17 protein-coding genes are annotated in these 17,905 nt (G+C 45.3%); 4 read left to right on the top strand and 13 right to left on the bottom strand.

Annotated features, from left to right (window positions below):
• Positions 1 to 39 precede the first annotated feature (39 nt).
• Together FHS17_RS02965 and FHS17_RS02960 are read right to left on the bottom strand one after the other, a co-directional pair.
• Complete coding sequence (locus FHS17_RS02965) at positions 40 to 345, bottom strand: DivIVA domain-containing protein (protein ID WP_167274183.1); 306 nt, start codon at positions 343 to 345, stop codon at positions 40 to 42.
• A 158-nt stretch (positions 346 to 503) separates the two neighbouring features.
• Positions 504 to 830: an L-rhamnose mutarotase gene (locus FHS17_RS02960; RefSeq protein ID WP_167274178.1), complete on the bottom strand. Its 327-nt coding sequence runs from the start codon at positions 828 to 830 to the stop codon at positions 504 to 506.
• 179 nt (positions 831 to 1,009) lie between these two features.
• Between FHS17_RS02960 and FHS17_RS02955 the strand changes: the two genes are divergently transcribed.
• Entirely contained in the window at positions 1,010 to 1,156 is a 147-nt protein-coding gene (locus FHS17_RS02955; RefSeq protein ID WP_165930719.1) for a hypothetical protein, read from the top strand.
• A 66-nt stretch (positions 1,157 to 1,222) separates the two neighbouring features.
• On the opposite strand, the gene FHS17_RS02950 is transcribed toward FHS17_RS02955, so the two are convergent.
• Positions 1,223 to 2,467, bottom strand: coding sequence for a TolB family protein (locus FHS17_RS02950; RefSeq protein ID WP_167274174.1), 1,245 nt, complete (start codon positions 2,465 to 2,467; stop codon positions 1,223 to 1,225).
• Complete coding sequence (locus tag FHS17_RS02945) at positions 2,464 to 3,432, bottom strand: VanW family protein (RefSeq protein WP_167274170.1); 969 nt, start codon at positions 3,430 to 3,432, stop codon at positions 2,464 to 2,466. The genes FHS17_RS02950 and FHS17_RS02945 overlap by 4 nt, the downstream gene beginning before the upstream one ends.
• 109 nt (positions 3,433 to 3,541) lie before the next feature.
• Here FHS17_RS02945 and FHS17_RS02940 point away from each other — a divergent pair, with 109 nt between their 5' ends.
• Positions 3,542 to 4,684: a hypothetical protein gene (locus tag FHS17_RS02940; RefSeq protein WP_167274167.1), complete on the top strand. Its 1,143-nt coding sequence runs from the start codon at positions 3,542 to 3,544 to the stop codon at positions 4,682 to 4,684.
• A gap of 54 nt (positions 4,685 to 4,738) precedes the next feature.
• Here the strand turns inward: FHS17_RS02940 and FHS17_RS02935 are convergent, their stop codons facing one another.
• From FHS17_RS02935 to FHS17_RS02920, 4 genes are all read right to left on the bottom strand, one after another.
• A complete protein-coding gene (locus tag FHS17_RS02935; protein WP_167274162.1) occupies positions 4,739 to 5,299 on the bottom strand; it encodes a LysM peptidoglycan-binding domain-containing protein in 561 nt (186 codons plus the stop codon).
• A gap of 85 nt (positions 5,300 to 5,384) precedes the next feature.
• A complete protein-coding gene (locus tag FHS17_RS02930; RefSeq protein ID WP_167274158.1) occupies positions 5,385 to 6,449 on the bottom strand; it encodes a glucosaminidase domain-containing protein in 1,065 nt (354 codons plus the stop codon).
• Positions 6,450 to 6,760: 311 nt separating this feature from the next.
• Positions 6,761 to 7,372: a PadR family transcriptional regulator gene (locus FHS17_RS02925; protein ID WP_243865152.1), complete on the bottom strand. Its 612-nt coding sequence runs from the start codon at positions 7,370 to 7,372 to the stop codon at positions 6,761 to 6,763.
• Positions 7,373 to 7,384: 12 nt separating this feature from the next.
• On the bottom strand, positions 7,385 to 8,953 hold the full coding sequence (locus tag FHS17_RS02920; RefSeq protein ID WP_167274155.1) for an MDR family MFS transporter: 1,569 nt from the start codon (positions 8,951 to 8,953) through the stop codon (positions 7,385 to 7,387).
• A gap of 161 nt (positions 8,954 to 9,114) precedes the next feature.
• Between FHS17_RS02920 and FHS17_RS02915 the strand changes: the two genes are divergently transcribed.
• On the top strand, positions 9,115 to 9,942 hold the full coding sequence (locus FHS17_RS02915) for a sugar phosphate isomerase/epimerase family protein (RefSeq protein WP_167274152.1): 828 nt from the start codon (positions 9,115 to 9,117) through the stop codon (positions 9,940 to 9,942).
• Positions 9,943 to 10,225: 283 nt separating this feature from the next.
• Here FHS17_RS02915 and FHS17_RS02910 read toward each other — a convergent pair whose 3' ends face one another.
• Both FHS17_RS02910 and FHS17_RS02905 read right to left on the bottom strand, forming a co-directional pair.
• A complete protein-coding gene (locus FHS17_RS02910) occupies positions 10,226 to 11,620 on the bottom strand; it encodes a YheC/YheD family endospore coat-associated protein (protein WP_167274149.1) in 1,395 nt (464 codons plus the stop codon).
• 135 nt (positions 11,621 to 11,755) lie between these two features.
• A complete protein-coding gene (locus tag FHS17_RS02905; protein WP_167274146.1) occupies positions 11,756 to 12,766 on the bottom strand; it encodes an SDR family oxidoreductase in 1,011 nt (336 codons plus the stop codon).
• Positions 12,767 to 12,868: 102 nt separating this feature from the next.
• Here FHS17_RS02905 and FHS17_RS02900 point away from each other — a divergent pair, with 102 nt between their 5' ends.
• Positions 12,869 to 13,903, top strand: a complete 1,035-nt coding sequence (locus tag FHS17_RS02900; protein WP_167274143.1) for a ParB/RepB/Spo0J family partition protein — start codon at positions 12,869 to 12,871, stop codon at positions 13,901 to 13,903.
• On the opposite strand, the gene FHS17_RS02895 is transcribed toward FHS17_RS02900, so the two are convergent.
• Genes FHS17_RS02895 through FHS17_RS02885 form a run of 3 tightly spaced genes read right to left on the bottom strand, consistent with a single transcriptional unit; the run spans position 13,900 to position 17,902 of the window.
• Positions 13,900 to 14,982, bottom strand: a complete 1,083-nt coding sequence (locus FHS17_RS02895; RefSeq protein WP_167274140.1) for a GerAB/ArcD/ProY family transporter — start codon at positions 14,980 to 14,982, stop codon at positions 13,900 to 13,902. The two genes, FHS17_RS02900 and FHS17_RS02895, sit on opposite strands and share 4 nt — an antisense overlap.
• A 32-nt stretch (positions 14,983 to 15,014) precedes the next feature.
• Positions 15,015 to 16,460, bottom strand: a complete 1,446-nt coding sequence (locus FHS17_RS02890) for a Ger(x)C family spore germination protein (protein ID WP_167274136.1) — start codon at positions 16,458 to 16,460, stop codon at positions 15,015 to 15,017.
• Entirely contained in the window at positions 16,457 to 17,902 is a 1,446-nt protein-coding gene (locus FHS17_RS02885) for a spore germination protein (protein WP_167274133.1), read from the bottom strand. The genes FHS17_RS02890 and FHS17_RS02885 overlap by 4 nt, the downstream gene beginning before the upstream one ends.
• Positions 17,903 to 17,905 lie beyond the last annotated feature (3 nt).

The raw sequence follows: 17,905 nt of genomic DNA, 5'->3' as shown, positions 1-17,905 counted from the left end.
CTCTATGTTGACTGACATAGATCTTAAGCGGCTCTTTTTTTACATAACGCGAGGACGAAGGGTCTCTCTTTTTTCACCAAATACACGTTGCTCCAGATCTTCAAGGCGGCGTTTAACCATAAAGTAATCGAATGCTTCTTTGTCCTTCATCAATTCTTTATGTATATTCGCCAGGTCGGCCTCAAATTTCACAATCAGTTCCTGCATCCGGCTGTAGTCCTTAATAATCTCATCGAGGAACTCGTCAACCTGCTCTTGGTTGTAGCCTCTCATCTTCTTCTCGAACTGCTTAGCATGTATCGTTTGCGCCGTTAATTGAATACCGTAATGAACCAACTCGCTCATTTGTATGAATGCTCCTCTCAGACCTTAAAAAATAACATTGAATGATTTCTAATCTATATAATACGACGAAATTCGACTTTCTGCAAAGTGGAAGCATTGGCGCATGAAAAAGGACCGCCCTTCGCATCTCGCGTCGGGCCGTCCATATACGTTCTTATTTATTTCAAGTAGAAGACTTCCCTTAAAGGTTTTATCGGTTCAGCTTCCTTGAAATCGAAGGAGCCTTCCACCATTTGTGAGGTGATCGCATTCCAGCGGTTGCAAGGTTCGCTCTCAGCGATAATGCTGAATGCCTTCTCGACATCATCACATTCGAAGCAGTAGAAAAACTGGTTGCCATTTTGAAAAATCGAATAATTCCGAAATCCTGCACGTGTGTGCTCTTCCATAATTTCTGGCCATGGTGCCAGATGCATTGCTATGTATTCCTCAAGCAGTTCCTCTTTGATCTTCCAAGTCCAAGCAAATTTATTGCTGTTTTCCATGTGTTTCCTCCCACTCCTCATGAAGACGTTTTCAAGAAATGCTGACAGGTTCAAATATAAATTATCCAGAGAAAGGTGTAAAGAGAAGATTTTTCACGCGATATTCCGAGCAGTCAGCGGGCAATCTAATCTCGCCACAAGATGTAGGCGCCATTCTATCGCAGGGAGGAATGAAATTTATGTCGCATAATAAACGACGGTCTTTCCAAGGTAAAATGCATGCACTGCAATTCAACTCATTAGAAGCTGAAAATAATGTGGCGGGCTCAACAGACCGGAACCGCAATCAAAAAGGTCATGTTCCGAACAGCCCATCAACAGGCTAGACATCCGTAATATGATGCACAAATGGCCGGACCATCTTGCTCGTCAAGGTGTCCGGCCACTCCTTTTTATTGATAATCAATTACTTCGTTCCAATTCATCCTGCCATAATAATCAGAAGCAACGGTCAGCTTGGGAATCCAAGTTAACGGACGCCTAGCTCGATCTCCAACATATTTCACCTCAGCAGAGCCTTGTCCAGATTGAATCCAAGTGAGCACTTCGTTATTCACCAATGATGGCGCATAATCTCCATACCCATCAAGCGAACGGGTCAGATTTTTTTGTTTGCCAGATTGAAGATCTGCACGCACTAATATAGGCAGCGTTCGATCCTCTTCATCACTGGACCAATCCGCTTCTTTCCGTCTGGAGACGATGATCGATTCATCACGGTCCCATGTAAAATCATTATCTGCATATCCAGCAGGGGTTATGACTCGTTTGTTCAGTGAGGCGATGTCTTCGACAATCGTCAGCTTCTTATTCGAGGTCGCTTCCCTTCCCGTCCCCTCGATGAATGCTAGTTGCCCGCTAGTTGGCGCCCACTCGAACCAGTTCGTATAAGCAAGTATCTGCCCGGCTTTCAGAAAGCTCTTCCCATCTGTAGATAATAAGACCAGCGTATTCGCATCCGCAGACAACGAAGCTGTTGGCTTAGCAATAAAGGCGATCCATCTTCCGTCAGGCGACCATTTGAACGGGCTTGTCTGTACGGCGAACCAATCATCCGATTGGGTTGGCAATCGATAAAACAGCTGTTTCACCCAAGCGCCAGAAGCATCTTGTTTCAAGATGTACAGCTCAACAGCTGACCATTGACCGTCAGGCATGAGTTCAGCAGCAGTTGAGACAAGAAGTCCGCTGCCATCCGGAATCCATGAGAACTCACCTACATTGTCCATAATTCGATCCTGTGAATGATCGGTTGGCTTTTCTGCAGAGACCACACTAAGGTTTCTGCCTGACAATATCGCTAACCGATGACTATGCGGATCCCATTTCTTATCGTTGCCCTCTCCAATTTTGCGCATACCGCCTGTTGCCGCTTCGTATGACCACACTTCGGGTCTATTCTCATCCCGGAGGAACGTCAGCCATTTCCCATCACTAGACCAATCCGGATAACGGATATATTCCCCTTTTGTGAGCGGTTTTTGCACTTCATCGATGGCAAGCCACAGATCATTATTCCGTATAAAAGCAGCCTGCCGCGCTTCCCGCTCGCCTTCTGCCGCCACGTCTGTTGAAGTGAACGCTTGTAAACCAACAACAGTAATGCTAAGCAGGAGTCCGATTAACCTTCTTCTCATGGCATACTCTCCATCCCTTCATCTGCAAAACGATCAACGTGCTGCAATTTGAATACAATTTCCTCAGGCAATTTCTTCGACATACTTGGGACATCCCGATGCTTATACTCAATAAGCTCGGAAGAATACACGGATACAAAGACGCGTCCGCTGCCTGCAAATGCTCGAATAAGAACAGGCTGGTTATATTCATTCCGAAATACGAAATCCGGCCCATCCCAGCTGACGGTTGCATCACGTCCAGGCATCACATAAGGAACATGACGGCTATGAGAATACCGCTGGATAATCTTCAGGCCAGCGCTGTCAATGGCATTAAACAAGGTTGAGGATACTTGGCATATGCCTCCGCCTACTCCTTCTGACAGCTCTCCCCTGACAATAATCGGTGCACTCAAATAGCCTTTTTCGACCGTTCTCTGTCCTACGATTTGATTAAACGAGAAGGTCTCACCAGGGAACACCACAACATTCGAAATAGCCTTAGCCGCAAGCGAAATATTATGGGAGCGATTCTTATTGTTGCTGTTGTAGTAAGTGACGTAATGACCAATCGGCTTCTCTTTAATGCTGGCAAGTAATTCACTGTCCACCTTCGCATGAACTTGAGCAAGAGGGACAACAATGTTAGAGGGCTCATTATTGAAAAAATAAGCGTAAAATAGCTTCGCAAATTGATCATGATCGAGCATATAGCCCGGTTTCTCAGGAACGATATTCCCTCGATCAGCGATATAAGCGTTAGCCGGTGGAATGTTCACGATTTTCTCCAGCTTTTTTTGGAGCTGGTTATATTTCGTAATGTCCAAGAATGATGTCCCTGGTAACCCGTAGTCTTGCCTTTCTATAGAAGCAAGCTGCTTACCTTGATGTTCAATTGTTAATTGGCCAGAAGTCGATATTGGCGCTACTGGCTGCTGCAGCAGGATAGCGAGGCCAGCTATCCATATTCCGTTCAATCCCATTCCTCACTTCTCCTATCTTCACATAAGCGCTATTACAGCTGTGAATAATAATGGACAAGGGATAGTATGGTTCGCTAACGCTTCAATTATTTTGAAATAGGAGGATATTATGTTTATTCGACTTAGCCGCAGCCTATCTGCCGGTCTGATCATGCTCATTATGAGCCTTGCTTGGTTACCGGAGAGTGTCCTCCATGCGAGGTCTGCGTTACTGGCAGAAGCAAAGAAGGAGTCAGGTCTCGTATTATCCGTCCGAACAAGCCCAACTGCCCTTTTCGAGAACCATCAGCTCATCACGGATCCCGATATGATGAACGCTGTTAAAAATCCGAAGTGGCAACTAACAAGCGAAGTACCACGCTTTAGCGATCTGTATGTGAACGAGCAGCGCTTAGGCGCCCCGTTGCTTCGTCTCGATACGAGCGGCCAATTGTGGGACGAAACCTATAAGATGAGGCTTGTACTGCCCAGCAAGGCGGTTATGAAGCTGAGACAAGCTGCCGACGCCCTTCACCAGCAGCATTACGGTAAATTACTGGATTGGCAAGAGGCAGAGAAGCTCTTTTCCCGCAAGTCGATCTTTGTGATTAAGGATATGGAGACCGGCTTAACGTTTCGAGTGCAGCGCAGAGCCGGACATGATCATGCCGATGTCCAGCCCGTTACGAAAGCAGATACGGAAGTAATGAAACAAATTTATAACAAAGGCTGGACTTGGGATCGGAAAGCAATTATTGCTGAGAAAGACGGCAAACAAATCGCTGCCTCGATGAATGGGATGCCTCATGGTGGGGACGGGATTCCGGAGAATGGATTTTCGGGGCATTTTTGCATTCATTTCCTGAACAGCTCCACGCATAAATCGGATGCTCCGGATTTGCCACATCAGCTCATGGTGTATAAAGCCGCGGGAATGTTGAGAAATTATTTTGCTGACTCCTCCCCTCTTCAGTTAGGTCAAAGTCTCATTGAAGCCCTGCATCATGACGATTCGGAGATGGTCCAGACACTAACAGAAGGGTTGTCCCAGGAGCAGTCTGCAGCACTGCTGCAGCATAAACAAGATTGGAGCTCCATCAGGCGGAAGGATGGCCGTGAGTTGCCCCAAGAGGAATCATTGTTGTCTGATGTTCAGCTCGAAGCCGAAACAATGCATATAACCCGCGGTGTAAGGTTGCTGCAAGTACAATCTCATTTCGTAAGAACAAGTCCGATTAGTCCCTGGGAGCTGAAGGAATTAAATCTCTCCTAACAAATAACGACCACCTCCCTTCTTGAATAAGAAGGTGGTGGTCATTATTTGTTTTTAGTGGCCCATATGCATATTCGGGTTAGCCATATTTGGATTAACCATGTTCGGGCTTACCATGTTTGGACTTACCATATTCGGATTAGCATTGTTTGGACCAACACTGTTTGGGCTTACCATGTTGGGCTGAACATTTGGCTGTGCATTACTTTGAGCAGGTGATTGGTTAGCAGGCAGATCCATGTACGTTTTGTGGCAATACATATTAGAGATACGTGGTATAACAACTGTTTCGCCATGTTTAAGTGATTTTGGACTGGAGAGGTGGAGATTAGCTTCTTCTAAGAGTGTGTTTGGAATATTGTACGCATGGGCGATTTGCTCCATCGTATCTCCTGCCTGCACTTGATGATGGGCGTAATAGTAATTGCGGTCATCTTCCCGGATGAAGGGAGAGAAGAATGGCGAGAAGAAGAAGAAAGGGAACAAGAAACGACCTGGGAAGAACGGATGCGGGAATGGCCGGAATGGAGGACGAAACCCACCGTGAAAGCCACCTCCAAAGCCACCACCACCAAAACCACCGCCACCAAAAGGAACAAATCCACGATTATCCATCGAGTTACCTCCGTTACATAGTCATTTGACTATATAACTTATTGAATCATGGGCCAAAAGGTTCCTCTCTCCCAGCAAGTTGTTCTTATAACTTCTTGTAATCCTTCTTCATAATATTCATTACAAGACTTGCCCACTTGGGATTTGCCGGGCAATATTTTCTTGCTATCTTATCTATCGTTGTAAATCCTTTGTCTACATAGTTTTTGGCCAGCAGCTGTCCAAACTTGTGGACACTATCTCCCTTCGTCTTGAAGGAAAATGCCCTGTTATATTTGTCGCTGTCGATTGCATTAAGACCAAACAGATTGTTTTTCTTCTTCGCGAGTGTGCTCTTCCCGTTACCGCTCTCCAGCTTCATAACCGCTATAGTGAAGTATGCGTTAATGCCGTATTCCTGTTCAATGTCGAGAACGGCCTTCTCTAATCCGTGGTCTGCAAGAGCAGTTTTCTCAAATAACTTGGCGATATGCTCTTCCGTCAATCCGGAATCTGACTCAACGGTGGATGTTGGTTTCTCTGGATCAGACGGTTCTGGGGTCTGTGACGGTTTAATCTTTAACGTATCGTTAAGCGGCAATTCTGCCACTATTGTATTCGCTTTCGCTAATACTTCCGGTGCTGCTGCAGCCACAGTGGTTACGGCCTCGCTCTCTTCCATCTTTTCCGCATAACGCCCATGGACAAAGCCTTTATCCTTCAACGCAAGCCATCCATTATCTAATGTTTGACTAACCTCGATCGTATCACCTTGCTTAAGTACTTCGATAATATTGGAGTTTGCATCCGGCTGTTCGCGGACATTGAGATAAAACGCGGTTACTTCATATGTATGAATCGATGGTTCTTGCACAGAGGGCGGCACGATCGCGCTATGTATTTCGAGGGAGGAATTCGTAATAGGCTCCGACACTTCTTCTTGCAGGGCTGGCTGGATCAAATTCGTGGTTTCCGATAATTGCGGTGAGAATAGCTGTAAGGTCTCACCCATGATAATATTGCCGTCCGTAATTGTCAGAAGACTTGCCGATAAGTTGTCTGTCACGTCAGCTGAGACTTTATTTGAAGGTAGAAAACGCGTGCCCAAGGTCATGAACAAAGCTATACAAAGTACATAAACAAGCACTTGACGATTTAGTTTTGTATGCATCGTTACACCTCTTCCATCGTTTTGTAAATCAGACATACCTGTGTTTCGGTATAGGTTAGATTGTACATAGGAGGAATTGAAAAACGTGTCAAATATCCTGTGCGGGTTTCTTGTTTCTTTGTCGGACAAAAGAGTTGGATTTTGGCTGAAAAAGAGGATTATCGACAAATGCCGTCCATTCTAATCGTTTGATCAGTAACTTACCCGAAAAAGCTACGCCAATATGACCCTATACGAGCAAATAAGGTAAATAAAAACAAAAGAAAAACAAAAGAACCGCACAACTGTGCGGTTCACTAGCCTTAATTGTATTATTCTTCCGACTTGTGCGGTTTGCTGTGGGTTCGAAGATACTCCTCGATCTGCTCCGGAGTCCATGTTGTACCTTGCAGTAGTTGACCGCTCCTTGCTTCCTCGATTAATTCAAGGAGCCATTCCTTCTCCGCCTCACCAAACTTCATGATCCCGCGGATCATCATAACCGATCCTCTTGGAAGGATATCGCCTTTGAAAGCAAGGACGGCTTCCATTCGTTTAATGCGGTTCTCGCAAGCGTCCAGCTGCTTAACCAACAGCTCTACAACTTGCTCTTGCTCTCCATGACGCACGAAAGGCAAGGATAAAAATACCGGATGCTGAGGATAAGATACCTCGCTGAACTGATCGTACAGCAGCTTATGGAAGGCAGCTCTCCCTTTCTCCGTAATGCGGTAAATCGTCTTATCCGGGCGATTGTCACCCGGCACCGTTACGATCTCCGCCGCTTCAATCAATTGCTTATCACGCAGTTGATCAACTGCATAATACAAGGAGCCATCCCGCAGCCTGAAGCTTTCATTCCAGTTCCGCTGCTTGATGGTTTGTCTGATATCGTAGGGATGTCTGTCTTTTTCCATCAGAAGCCCAAGAATTAACAGCTTCATTGACATCATCCCTTATCTCCCTGAATAGGATGGTTTCGGCTTGCCAGCCTCATCACCGGAAGGTGCTGCTTTTGGTGATGCCGATAATTCGAGACGCGAACGGCCCATAAGAATCGCGAATACGAAAGCCAAAATTGGCAGCAAGACGTTCCATTGGAAAATAAACAGGATAGAATCGGACAAATTGCCGATCAATACGTTGATAAAATCTGCTGGCAGACCCATTTTCGCTTGTACGGTTGGATCAAGCAATGCCTGACCGCCTTTAATTTGAGCAGCCATATCAGGATTCATGTTTGGTACATCCTGCAGCGAGTTTTGGAAATGCGACTTCTGCATGGTACCAAATACGGTAATTCCCAGGGCAGAACCAATGGTACGGAAGAAGGTAATAAGCGAAGACGCCGATCCTTTATATTGCGGTGGAACGGAATTCAACGTCGAGATATTGAGCAAGGAGAAGGATACACCAATTCCGAGACCAACAATGACCATAAACACGGTAATCAAACCGCGGCTGGACGATGTATCCATTACATAGCCAAGTAAGTAGGTTCCTACCATAAGGATAATGGACGATACGATCATCACATCACGGAACCGGAATTTATTTGCAATCCGGCCGCCAACCTGTGCGCTGACTACAACACCAAGCATCATCGGCGTAAGGACCGTACTTGTGCTCGTCGCGGACAAATGGAATACGCCTTGCATGAACAGTGGAATATAAGTAGCAACGGCAAGCATAATGCCGCCATAAAGCATGCTTATCATCATACTGCTTGTGAACAGCTGTTTCTTGAATAAGTGAAGCGGAATAATCGGATCTTTGGCTGCTTTCTCAACAAAGAGGAACACAACTGCAAGAATAGCTGCTCCGGCAAGCAGCGAGATCGTTTTCGCTGAATCCCAAGCCCATCCATCTGTACCACCAAGCTCAAGGCCAAACATCAGAAGCAGAACGGCAGCCATCAGAAGAATAGCACCAGCCCAGTCAATGACTTGCTTCCGGTGATTTTTCGATTCCTGATAACCTCTCATAATGAAGATCAGCGACAAGATGCCGATCGGTACATTAATGTAGAAAATCCAGCGCCAGCTGATATTATCCGTGATGGCACCGCCCATAATTGGGCCAAATACGCTGGAAATACCAAATACGGCACCAAACAGACCCATCATTTTGCCACGTTTCTCCGCTGGGAACAGATCGAAGATAATCGTAAATACGATTGGCATAATAGCACCACCGCCGATACCTTGGATCGCACGGTAAATAATGAGCTGATTCATATCAGTAGCTGTACCACACAGGATTGAACCAAGGAGGAAGAAAATTAAACCTGAGATGAAGAAACGTTTGCGTCCATACATATCGGATAGTTTACCGAAGATTGGTGTTGCCACCACCATCGCGATCATATAAGCGGAATAAACCCATACGAATTTATCCATCCCGCCAAGCTTCTCAATAATCTTAGTCATAGCGGTCGAAACGATCGTCTGATCTAATGCCGACATGAACAGACCAAGCAGCAAGCCCGCGATAACTAATTTGACACTACTTTTTTTCGCGTCCATAAGAACTTCCCTTCTTTTATCAATTGGCTGTACTCAAATTTGAATACCCTTCGCCTATTATACTCAAATTTGAGTATTAATCAATCTAAAAATGTTTAAAGGTTTTGTAAGTCTTCTGGTGTATAATGGCAAGGAGATCTTTGGATAAGGTGGGATTACATATGTCTTATTTATCATTAAGTACTTGGAGCCTTCACCGGAATTTAGGTCCACTTCGCTGGACGATTTGGAATGAAGAAACGGGCGAGCACAACACTTCTGTTCAGGAACAGCCATTGATTCACACGCTGCTTGAACTCCCAGCAGAAGCGGCCAGACGTGGTTATCAGGCCGTTGAAGTATGCCACTTCCACTTCCCTTCAACGGAACCGGCATACTTGGCGGACGTCAAACAAGCTTTCGAATCAGCTGGCTTGTCCTTCGACACCCTGCTGCTTGATTATGGCGATATCACTTCATCAAATGATCGCCGTGTAACCGCCGATCTGTCGCTAATTCGAGAATGGATCGATATCGCTTCCCTTTGCGGTGCCAAACAAATCCGAGTAGTAGCTGGTGAGGCATTGCCGACGGATGAAGAGGCAATCTTGGCTTCCGCCTCAAGACTGTCAGAGCTGTCTGCTTATGGACGAACAGTTGGAGTTAAGGTTGTAACAGAAAATTTCAAGTCACTGACTTCAACCGGAGCGAGCTGCAAAAAGTTGTTTGATGCCTGGGGTGAACATGCCTCGACCATTACGGACTTCGGAAACTTCCATGGCGCTCATAAATATGAGGAGCTTGCACTCACAACACCTTTAAGCGTATCCATTCATGTGAAGCCTCAATATGATGAGAACGGTATTCCGGATGAAACGGAGCTCCGCAAATGTCTGGACGCTGTCTCTGCAGCCGGATTTAACGGCGCTTTCGTCCTGATCTACGATGGCCCAGGCGATATGTGGGAAGGCCTTGAACGAGTGAAACGAATCGCGGCATCTTATGGTTAATCATCAAGCTGCGCATTTGAATGTTCTTCCGATCGCCATTGCTCGGGGATTCCTATGAATTAGAAGTAAGGTTGGATTCCCCGAGCAAAAGCGAGCGCTGGCGCTTCTCCAGAATCATTCAAAATGCTCCGTTTGCCATTAACCTAATCAATAGAAATATATAAAAAAATGGGAATTTCGCAGATTTCTGCTTCAATACTTTAAGAAAATTAAAAAGAGATCAAATCATAAAATAGCGGTGCAGGAGTTTTTCCTGCACCGCTATTTTCTATATTCCCCTTATTCATTTCAGCTTCCTAAGTTTTGCCACGCGTGTACTACGCATGCTTGGAAAGAACTTATCGTTCTGCTTCCTGAACAGATACTGGCAATAGTCCATCATAAGGTGATCGGACTTCCGATGAAGCGGCTTAAGAAGCTCATGTTTAAATATGTGTCGGCCCGGAGCGCTGTTCGCTTCGAATATCCATACACGTCCATCCTGATCAACGCCAAGATCAATGCCTAGATCACCAAGCTCATGTCCATACCCTTTTTCCAGCACATACCCGATTCGTTTCGATACCTTTTTTATTTTATCCTCGATAACGCCTGCTCTCTGCCTGAATACTTCATTTAATACATAAGGCCCTGTCTTAATCCAGCCGCCATGAGTCGTAATTTTGCTGGGATGATTGATATTAGCCCCGATGGCTGCAACCACCCATTCGTTCTTGCCATTCTTATTAAGCTGGACGCGCAAATCAAAGAAATCTTCTCCGTAACGCTTCAGCTCCACACCTTGTTGGACCAAGTAGGACGACAGCTTCGGAATATGATTGCGAATCAATTGCGTCAGGGAGGAATATGGCTTACTGACCTTCGTCGTACCAAATATGGCTTCGCAATAGTATTGACGTGAGCTTGATCTTCGGCTGATTTTATAGATGCCCTGGCCACCACTTCCTTTAAGTGGTTTGAGGAAGACGGAGGTTGAGTTTTTTAATAGTTCCTCGATTTGATGAATGGACGGAGAGATATGCATGAGCGGCAAATGAGCTTTCAACTCTGGATCATTTGATATAAACGTATACATGTCGCTTTTATTGAAGTTTTTATGATTGAAGATGGTACTGCGCGTATGGTAGACACGCTCGAAGAACCGTTTATACAACGGCGTACTATAGAATTTTCTAGAAATAATTTGGTTGTAGATGACGTTCGGGAATGGAGCGGTTGCCTTATGCCACCGCATCCCTTTACCAGACCGCTGCAGGAAGCTTCCGTTAACCTTCCGACTCCTCCAATTAATATCCTGCGGCCTGAATTTATAGAGCAGCATTGGTCGTCCTGTTGTATGGGACTGCAGAAAATGAGTGCTGACCTCTTCAAATTTCGGGCTACTCACAACTACGCCAACGACCGGCCCGAGCCGAATAGATTTTTGATTATAGTAAGCATATAGCTTGCATGGTTTCGGAATGGAAAGCTTAGCGTTATGCGCCTTGGATAACACGATTTTTGGTGTATTACTATTAATCGGGATCACGTTCGCTTGTATCGCAAGATGCCCGATATTCACTTTTATCGTTGTAGAGGCCATTAATCCCCATTTATTCATAAGACTTCGACTTATGGCCACTTGATTCATGCCTTGCTTGCTGTTACTAGTGACTTCAACAAGGGCTTCATTATACAAAGGTGTTCCCCCCTCTTCCCCTACTATTATTAAAATATGGGGCAGAAGTCTATCGGACACGGTCAATGCCTAATCGTGCAAACAAAAATAAAACCGTACGAGATTAATCCCCGTACGGCCTCTATTTATAATTAACTAACCTTTCTTAAAACCGGATGAGTGCGCAGCAATGATTTTGTCCATTTGCTTATTCCACTCTTCATCTTCCGTACAACGCTCCGGGTGTGCTTCGAACCATTCAATCGTCCGCTTGATGCCTTCTGCAAAAGGTAAAGTAGCCATAAACTCTGGTACAAGCTGCTTGATCTTGCTGTTGTCGAACACAGCGCTTACGGCTTTGTCACCCAATAATCCTCCAACAAGCTCCGAATCATAAGAGATTAGGAATTCGGAAGAAATATGTACAAGATTAGGCTTTACGCCTGCAGCAGCACCAATCGCATCATAGATCTGGTCCCAAGTAAGTACTTCATCTGATGTAATATGATAAGCTTCACCTATCGCAGACTGCTGGCCAAGCAGGCCTACAAAACCTTTTGCAAAATCACTGTTATGCGTCATTGTCCATAACGATTGGCCGTCTCCATGAACGATAATTGGCAGCCCTTTACGCATACGCGCAACAAGTGACCATGGATGAGGCCAGCTGTTCAGCGAGGCAGGGATCATTGTATCGCCGTATGTAAACGAAGGGCGGACAATGGTTGCCGGGAAGCCGGCATTCGCATACTCTTTCATCAGCAGCTCTTCACAAGCGATTTTATCTCGTGAATATTGCCAGTATGGATTTTCAAGCGGCGTACCTTCCTCGGTTATGATATAATGCTTCAGCGGCTTCTGGTAGGCAGATGCAGAACTGATAAAGATATATTGCTTCGTACGTCCCCGGAATAGTTCAATATCAGTCTGTACATGTTCCGGTGTGAAAGCGATCCAGTCGACAACAACATCGAACTCATATCCATCTAGTGCAGCTGCAGCAGATTCCTTATCACGGATATCTCCTACGATAATCTCTGCGCCTTCCGGGACTAAGCCATCCCGATTACCACGGTTAAACAAATAGAGCTTAATACCTTTCTCAGCAGCAAGCTTCGATACCGCCTGGCTGATTAAGCCAGTACCTCCGATAAACAATACTTTCATCTGAACATCGCTCCCTTCAATGTACAGTTTAAAGCTTTAAAGCAACAGGAGCAATGTTTACGGTATAATAGAAAGATAGAACAGAAGAATAGGAGACAAGTTATGGACATTGTACAAATTCCCCTAGCCATGATTGACGAGGATACGGACCAGCCGCGTTATCAGTTCGACGAGGAAGCACTTGTAGAGCTGATGCGCAATATTGAAGAAATCGGTCTTCTCTCTCCCATCAAAGTAAGAACCATTGAAGGCGGACGTTATAAGATCATTTATGGCAACCGTCGATATAAAGCATGCAAACGCCTTGACCTGCCAGCTATTCCTTGCATTGTGACGAGCATGACCGATGAGCAGGATATTTATATGGAGCAAATCGCAGAAAATCTCACTCGGCAAGGCTTTTCTCCAATTGAGGAAGCTGAAGCCTTTAATAAGCTGATGACAGATCCGAAGTTTAACCGCTCGGTCAAATTTCTGGCAAGTAAATTCGGCAAACCGGAATCCTACATAAAAAATAAATGTGAGCTTCTGAAATTCAGCAATGCCGTTCGCAAGCTTATTATTGGCGGTACCGAGATTCGCAAGGATCGTTTGACCGAAGATCAATTACTGCCGCTTAAGGACTTGCCGATGGAGCATCGTGATCCGCTGGCGCTTATTATGGCCAAAGATGAAATGCCGCCAAGTGATGTGAAGAAGATCGCTAAGCTTTTCAAGGACAAAGATATTTCGGCTTCTACCAAGGACAAGCTGTTATACAAATCTGGTCCTGGATTGCTTGAAACCTGGTCCATCCAACAGAGTAATAAGGCTGAAAAAGCTAAACCTGCGGAACCAAAGCCACCAAAAACAGAAAAGGCTACTAAACTCGATATCCCAACCGAGACATTCGCTGTCTCCGTAGAAGCTGCTCCTACACCAGAAAATCCTTACGCAGCCATGGATACGAAACTGAATCAGCTGCTTTCCGCCCTGCCTGTTTTCTCTCCCTTGCCGGATGAAGCAGCTTTATCCTTACAGGAGATGGATGCAGAGCAAAGAGCTGAGCTTATTCGCAGAATGGACGCTCTATTAGAGCAATTGCGCTCCCATACCGAAGAATGGGATAAGCTGAAGTCCATCGCAGCAGCCAATTAACTGGCTGCACTTCGTTTGATCTGCCCCGCAGTCCAAATCAGAATTGGACAGATGATCCCAAAGATCATCGTATAATACGGCCAAATACGGTAGCTTGTAAGTAATACAGCCGTGTTTGGCCATAATACTCCCGCAATTACATACGCTATTAACCCCAGCGGTATTAATAGCGTGCGATAATTCTCTAATTGGAATACCGCAGCTAGCCCCCTTACACTTACGTACATCAGCAAGGATAATCGAAAAAAAATCGCAATGAACCAAACGACAGACACTGCAACTTCAAACCGTTCGAAGAAATCGCTGAAGCTTATGGTCCGTACGACAAAATAACTCGAAAAAGTTAAGGTTGATACTACGCCCTGACTAAGAACGGCAATTACGACCAGCGTTACATACATAAATAAGACGCCTGAAAACAGCGAGCTCTTCATAACAATGTTCCTCCATTTGTCCGGCTGAGTGGTAAAATAGAGGAACAATACACTCTCGATATATGGAAAAGCGATGGTCGTTAATGAGGCATGTACAATTGGCTTCCACCCAAATTCCAATACCGGTAGCAAATTAGAAACCTTTGCGGTCGGAATTAATGATAGGTAGCCTAAAACAAGCAGAGCCATTACAAGGAAAAACAACACTTCAGCCGCACGTCCAATTGTTGTAACACCGCAGTATACGACATAAATCACAGCTCCCAGCATCATGACAAATATAGCTTCCATCGGAGTTTCCGGCATAATGACCGTTGTAATATATTCACCCAGATCTCGTAGGGAAAGGCTCATGATCAGGAAAGGAAACATTAAAGTAAACAACAGCAAAAACAGCTTTCCGAACAATTTGCCGAACAGAGTCTGTATGTACTGCTCAAACGGAACTCCATAAAGGTGCTTTACAATTCCTGCATAGACCATAATCATCAGCATTTGAACAGCCAGAACTAGCAATAAGGAAATCCAGGCATCCTGTTTAGCAATAGAAGCGAGATTGGAAGGCAAAACTAGAAATGCGCTGCCGAGCTGATATAAGATAAACCACAATGTCATCTGCCGGATCGTAAGCTTTTCGGAATTCATGTCATCCCACATCTCCCTTCTACGAATCTAGACTAACTTAGCAGCTTGGATACGAAAGTTTCAAAAGGTTTGAACATCGTTTCAATACCTGTCATCGGGCTGGGCAATGTCACCTCGAACTGTTTCAGCAATACAAGGGAGACGCCCACAACCAGAAAACAAGAGCTGATGACAATGTCACGGATAGCCCGTCGCTTCAGCAAGGCACGATATTGCAAATAAGCTCCAATCAGGAATAGCAGCAAAATCATCATGTTCACCACCCGTGCTGCCCCTCTCTTCATTTTGGCTGCCTGTGAATGGTATTGATTGTGCAGCTCGCTCTTAACGATAACCTCAACCTTCAGCTCATTCTTAAACACTTCCGGCCATACCATTTTCCACGCTTGCCACTGTCTTGGATATTTCTCATGGAAATACTCCCCAAATCCAAAAATGTCCGCTCCAAATTTCTGCTGAACATAAGCAATGCTGTCTTCAAGCGTCTTCTTCTGCTCTTGTCTTGCCGCCTCCTGCAACTGGTTAAATATTTGTTCATCTGCTAAATCAGCTTGGCAGTGATACTCTCCAATGTTTGCCTCACTCCGCAATTCAACCTTAATGAATGGGTTCCCGTTCTTAATAGAAGGAGTTATCTTGGCCTTTGATTTGTATACTTCTATCACAAAATTTTCCTTCGAATTTGGACAAGATATATGGCTTACGGTGTTATGTACATTGTTCGTGATATAGCTGTAGCCCTTGCTTTTCGATTCATTAAGCCATCCAACTATCCGATCATCTAGCAGAACGCCGATCCCAGTATATTTGTACTCTGCATAAGAAGCTGGCTGCTTGACATTATCCATCTTCATTCCTTTTTTTCGATTGCCAATGAGAGTGATGCCTGTCAGCACGGGATCAATGCCATCCTTTGTCAACTTTTGCATCATATCAACAACGTTAACGGCCGAAGTAGGTGCCCAAGCATGCTCCGATACTTTAAGTGACTTATACAGATCCATTGCAGGCAGTACTTCCATGGGCGTAACAAAAGCAAGAATATCCTTTGCTGAACAGCCTTTCGCAATCGCCATGTAAAAATCCGGGCGGACCTCATGATCCCGAAACAAAAAGTCCAATGGATTACGGATTCCCCTCTCTGCCACAACCTCGTCAATAATGACGATTCGCATATGCGACAGATACATTCTTCTGGAAGCTTTCGTAGTAATTTTGCGTATCGCTTCAAAAATCGTTGGAGCACGCTCCGAGAAAATAATAGCTGGCGAACGCTGACCGGTAGATCGATTTATCGACATCTGTGAGGGATCAGATACTTGGACTGTTATTTCATATTGGTTGTCTACCCAATCTATGCCCATCGCAAGCACAACGGAGATGGCATTCAGTTCCCGTCGATTCCAGCAGCCAGATAAGAACATAATGATAATCAGAATGGCCGTTATTACAGCCCCAATCCGTTTGAAAGCATTCATGATGAGTTATCCTGCTTCGTTTGTCCTTGCGTAGACCTCCAAAACGGCATCCGGAAGATGGCATCATTCTGATTGTTCGCCTGAAATGGTGCTGCTGGGCTTAAATAAGGAATGCCAAAAGACTGCAGATGGCTAAGATGTACGACAAGTATAATGATGCCGATCATTAGCCCGTAAATGCCAAATGAAGCTGATAAGGCCATAAACAAAAAGCGTATGATCCGAATCGGGATTGACATCGAATAAGCTGGAATGACAAAACTGGATATGGCCGTAATCGCTACAATAATCACCATTGCGGCCGATACAATGCTTGCTTCTACAGCAGCCTGGCCAATTACAATCGTTCCAACAATAGATACAGCTTGCCCAATCGTTCGCGGCATCCGAATGCCCGCTTCCCGTAAGATTTCGAACGTTCCTTCCATCAGCAATGCTTCAATAAAAGCCGGCAGAGGCACGCCCTCCCGCTGAGCCGCAAGACTGAGAAGCAGCTGTGTCGGCAGCATATCCTGATGGAATGTGGTGAGTGCGATATAAGCGGACGGCACAAGTAAACAGATGGCAAGCGCTGCATATCGAAGCAACCGAATCAAAGTGCTGTACAGAGGCTGTTGATAATAATCCTCGGCCGATTGAATAAAATCAATGAATATTGCTGGAGTCATTATAACGAACGGTGTACCGTCGATGAACAGCGCAACCTTCCCTTCCATGATGCCGGCAGCTATCGTATCCGGCCTGTCTGTGTTGTAGATCGTAGGGAAGATTGTCCACTGCTTCTTTTCATGCAAAATCTCTTCCAGATACTCGCCTTCGAGCACACGATCCTGCTTGGAGGTTTGCAGACGTCTGATAAGCTGGCGAACCAGCTTATCATTAGCCAAACCATCCATATACATGACGGCCACATCCGTTTTCGTCATTTTGCCGACTTTAAGCGTGATCAGCCTTATTCTCTTGTCTTTCACGCGGCGTCGAACTAATGTCGTATTGGTACGCAACGTCTCTGTGAAGGAATCTTGCGGCCCACGCACAACGGACTGAGTCTTCGATTCTGTAATGGAACGATCTTCCCATCCTGGCATCGCAACGACTAGCCCTTCCGGCTCCCCGTCCAGCATAATCAATAAGCTGCCTGAGAAGATCTGCTCCAAGGCAGCATCAACCGTGCGAATCGGGGTCACCTCACCAGCATCCAAGACATGCTCTCGCAGAACATTGAGATTAACTGAATCCAACGGTGTTCGATCAAGCAAAGCGGTTATAACACCACTTTGAAGTTCATTCTTGTCAACCATACCATCTAAATAAAAAATCGCAGTCTTCCGATTGTTCGAAATGACCAATTCACGAACGATAAAATCCGAGCTAAAGCCCATAATTAGCTTCATTCTCTCTATATTTGCATGCAAGAGAGGTGAAAATTCACTCGATGCCATTAA

The organism is Paenibacillus lupini, assembly GCF_011761355.1.
Classification (GTDB): Bacteria; Bacillota; Bacilli; order Paenibacillales; family Paenibacillaceae; genus Pristimantibacillus; species Pristimantibacillus lupini.
Note: the sequence above shows the minus strand (reverse complement) of the source record. Positions and strands in the feature narration are given on the sequence as shown.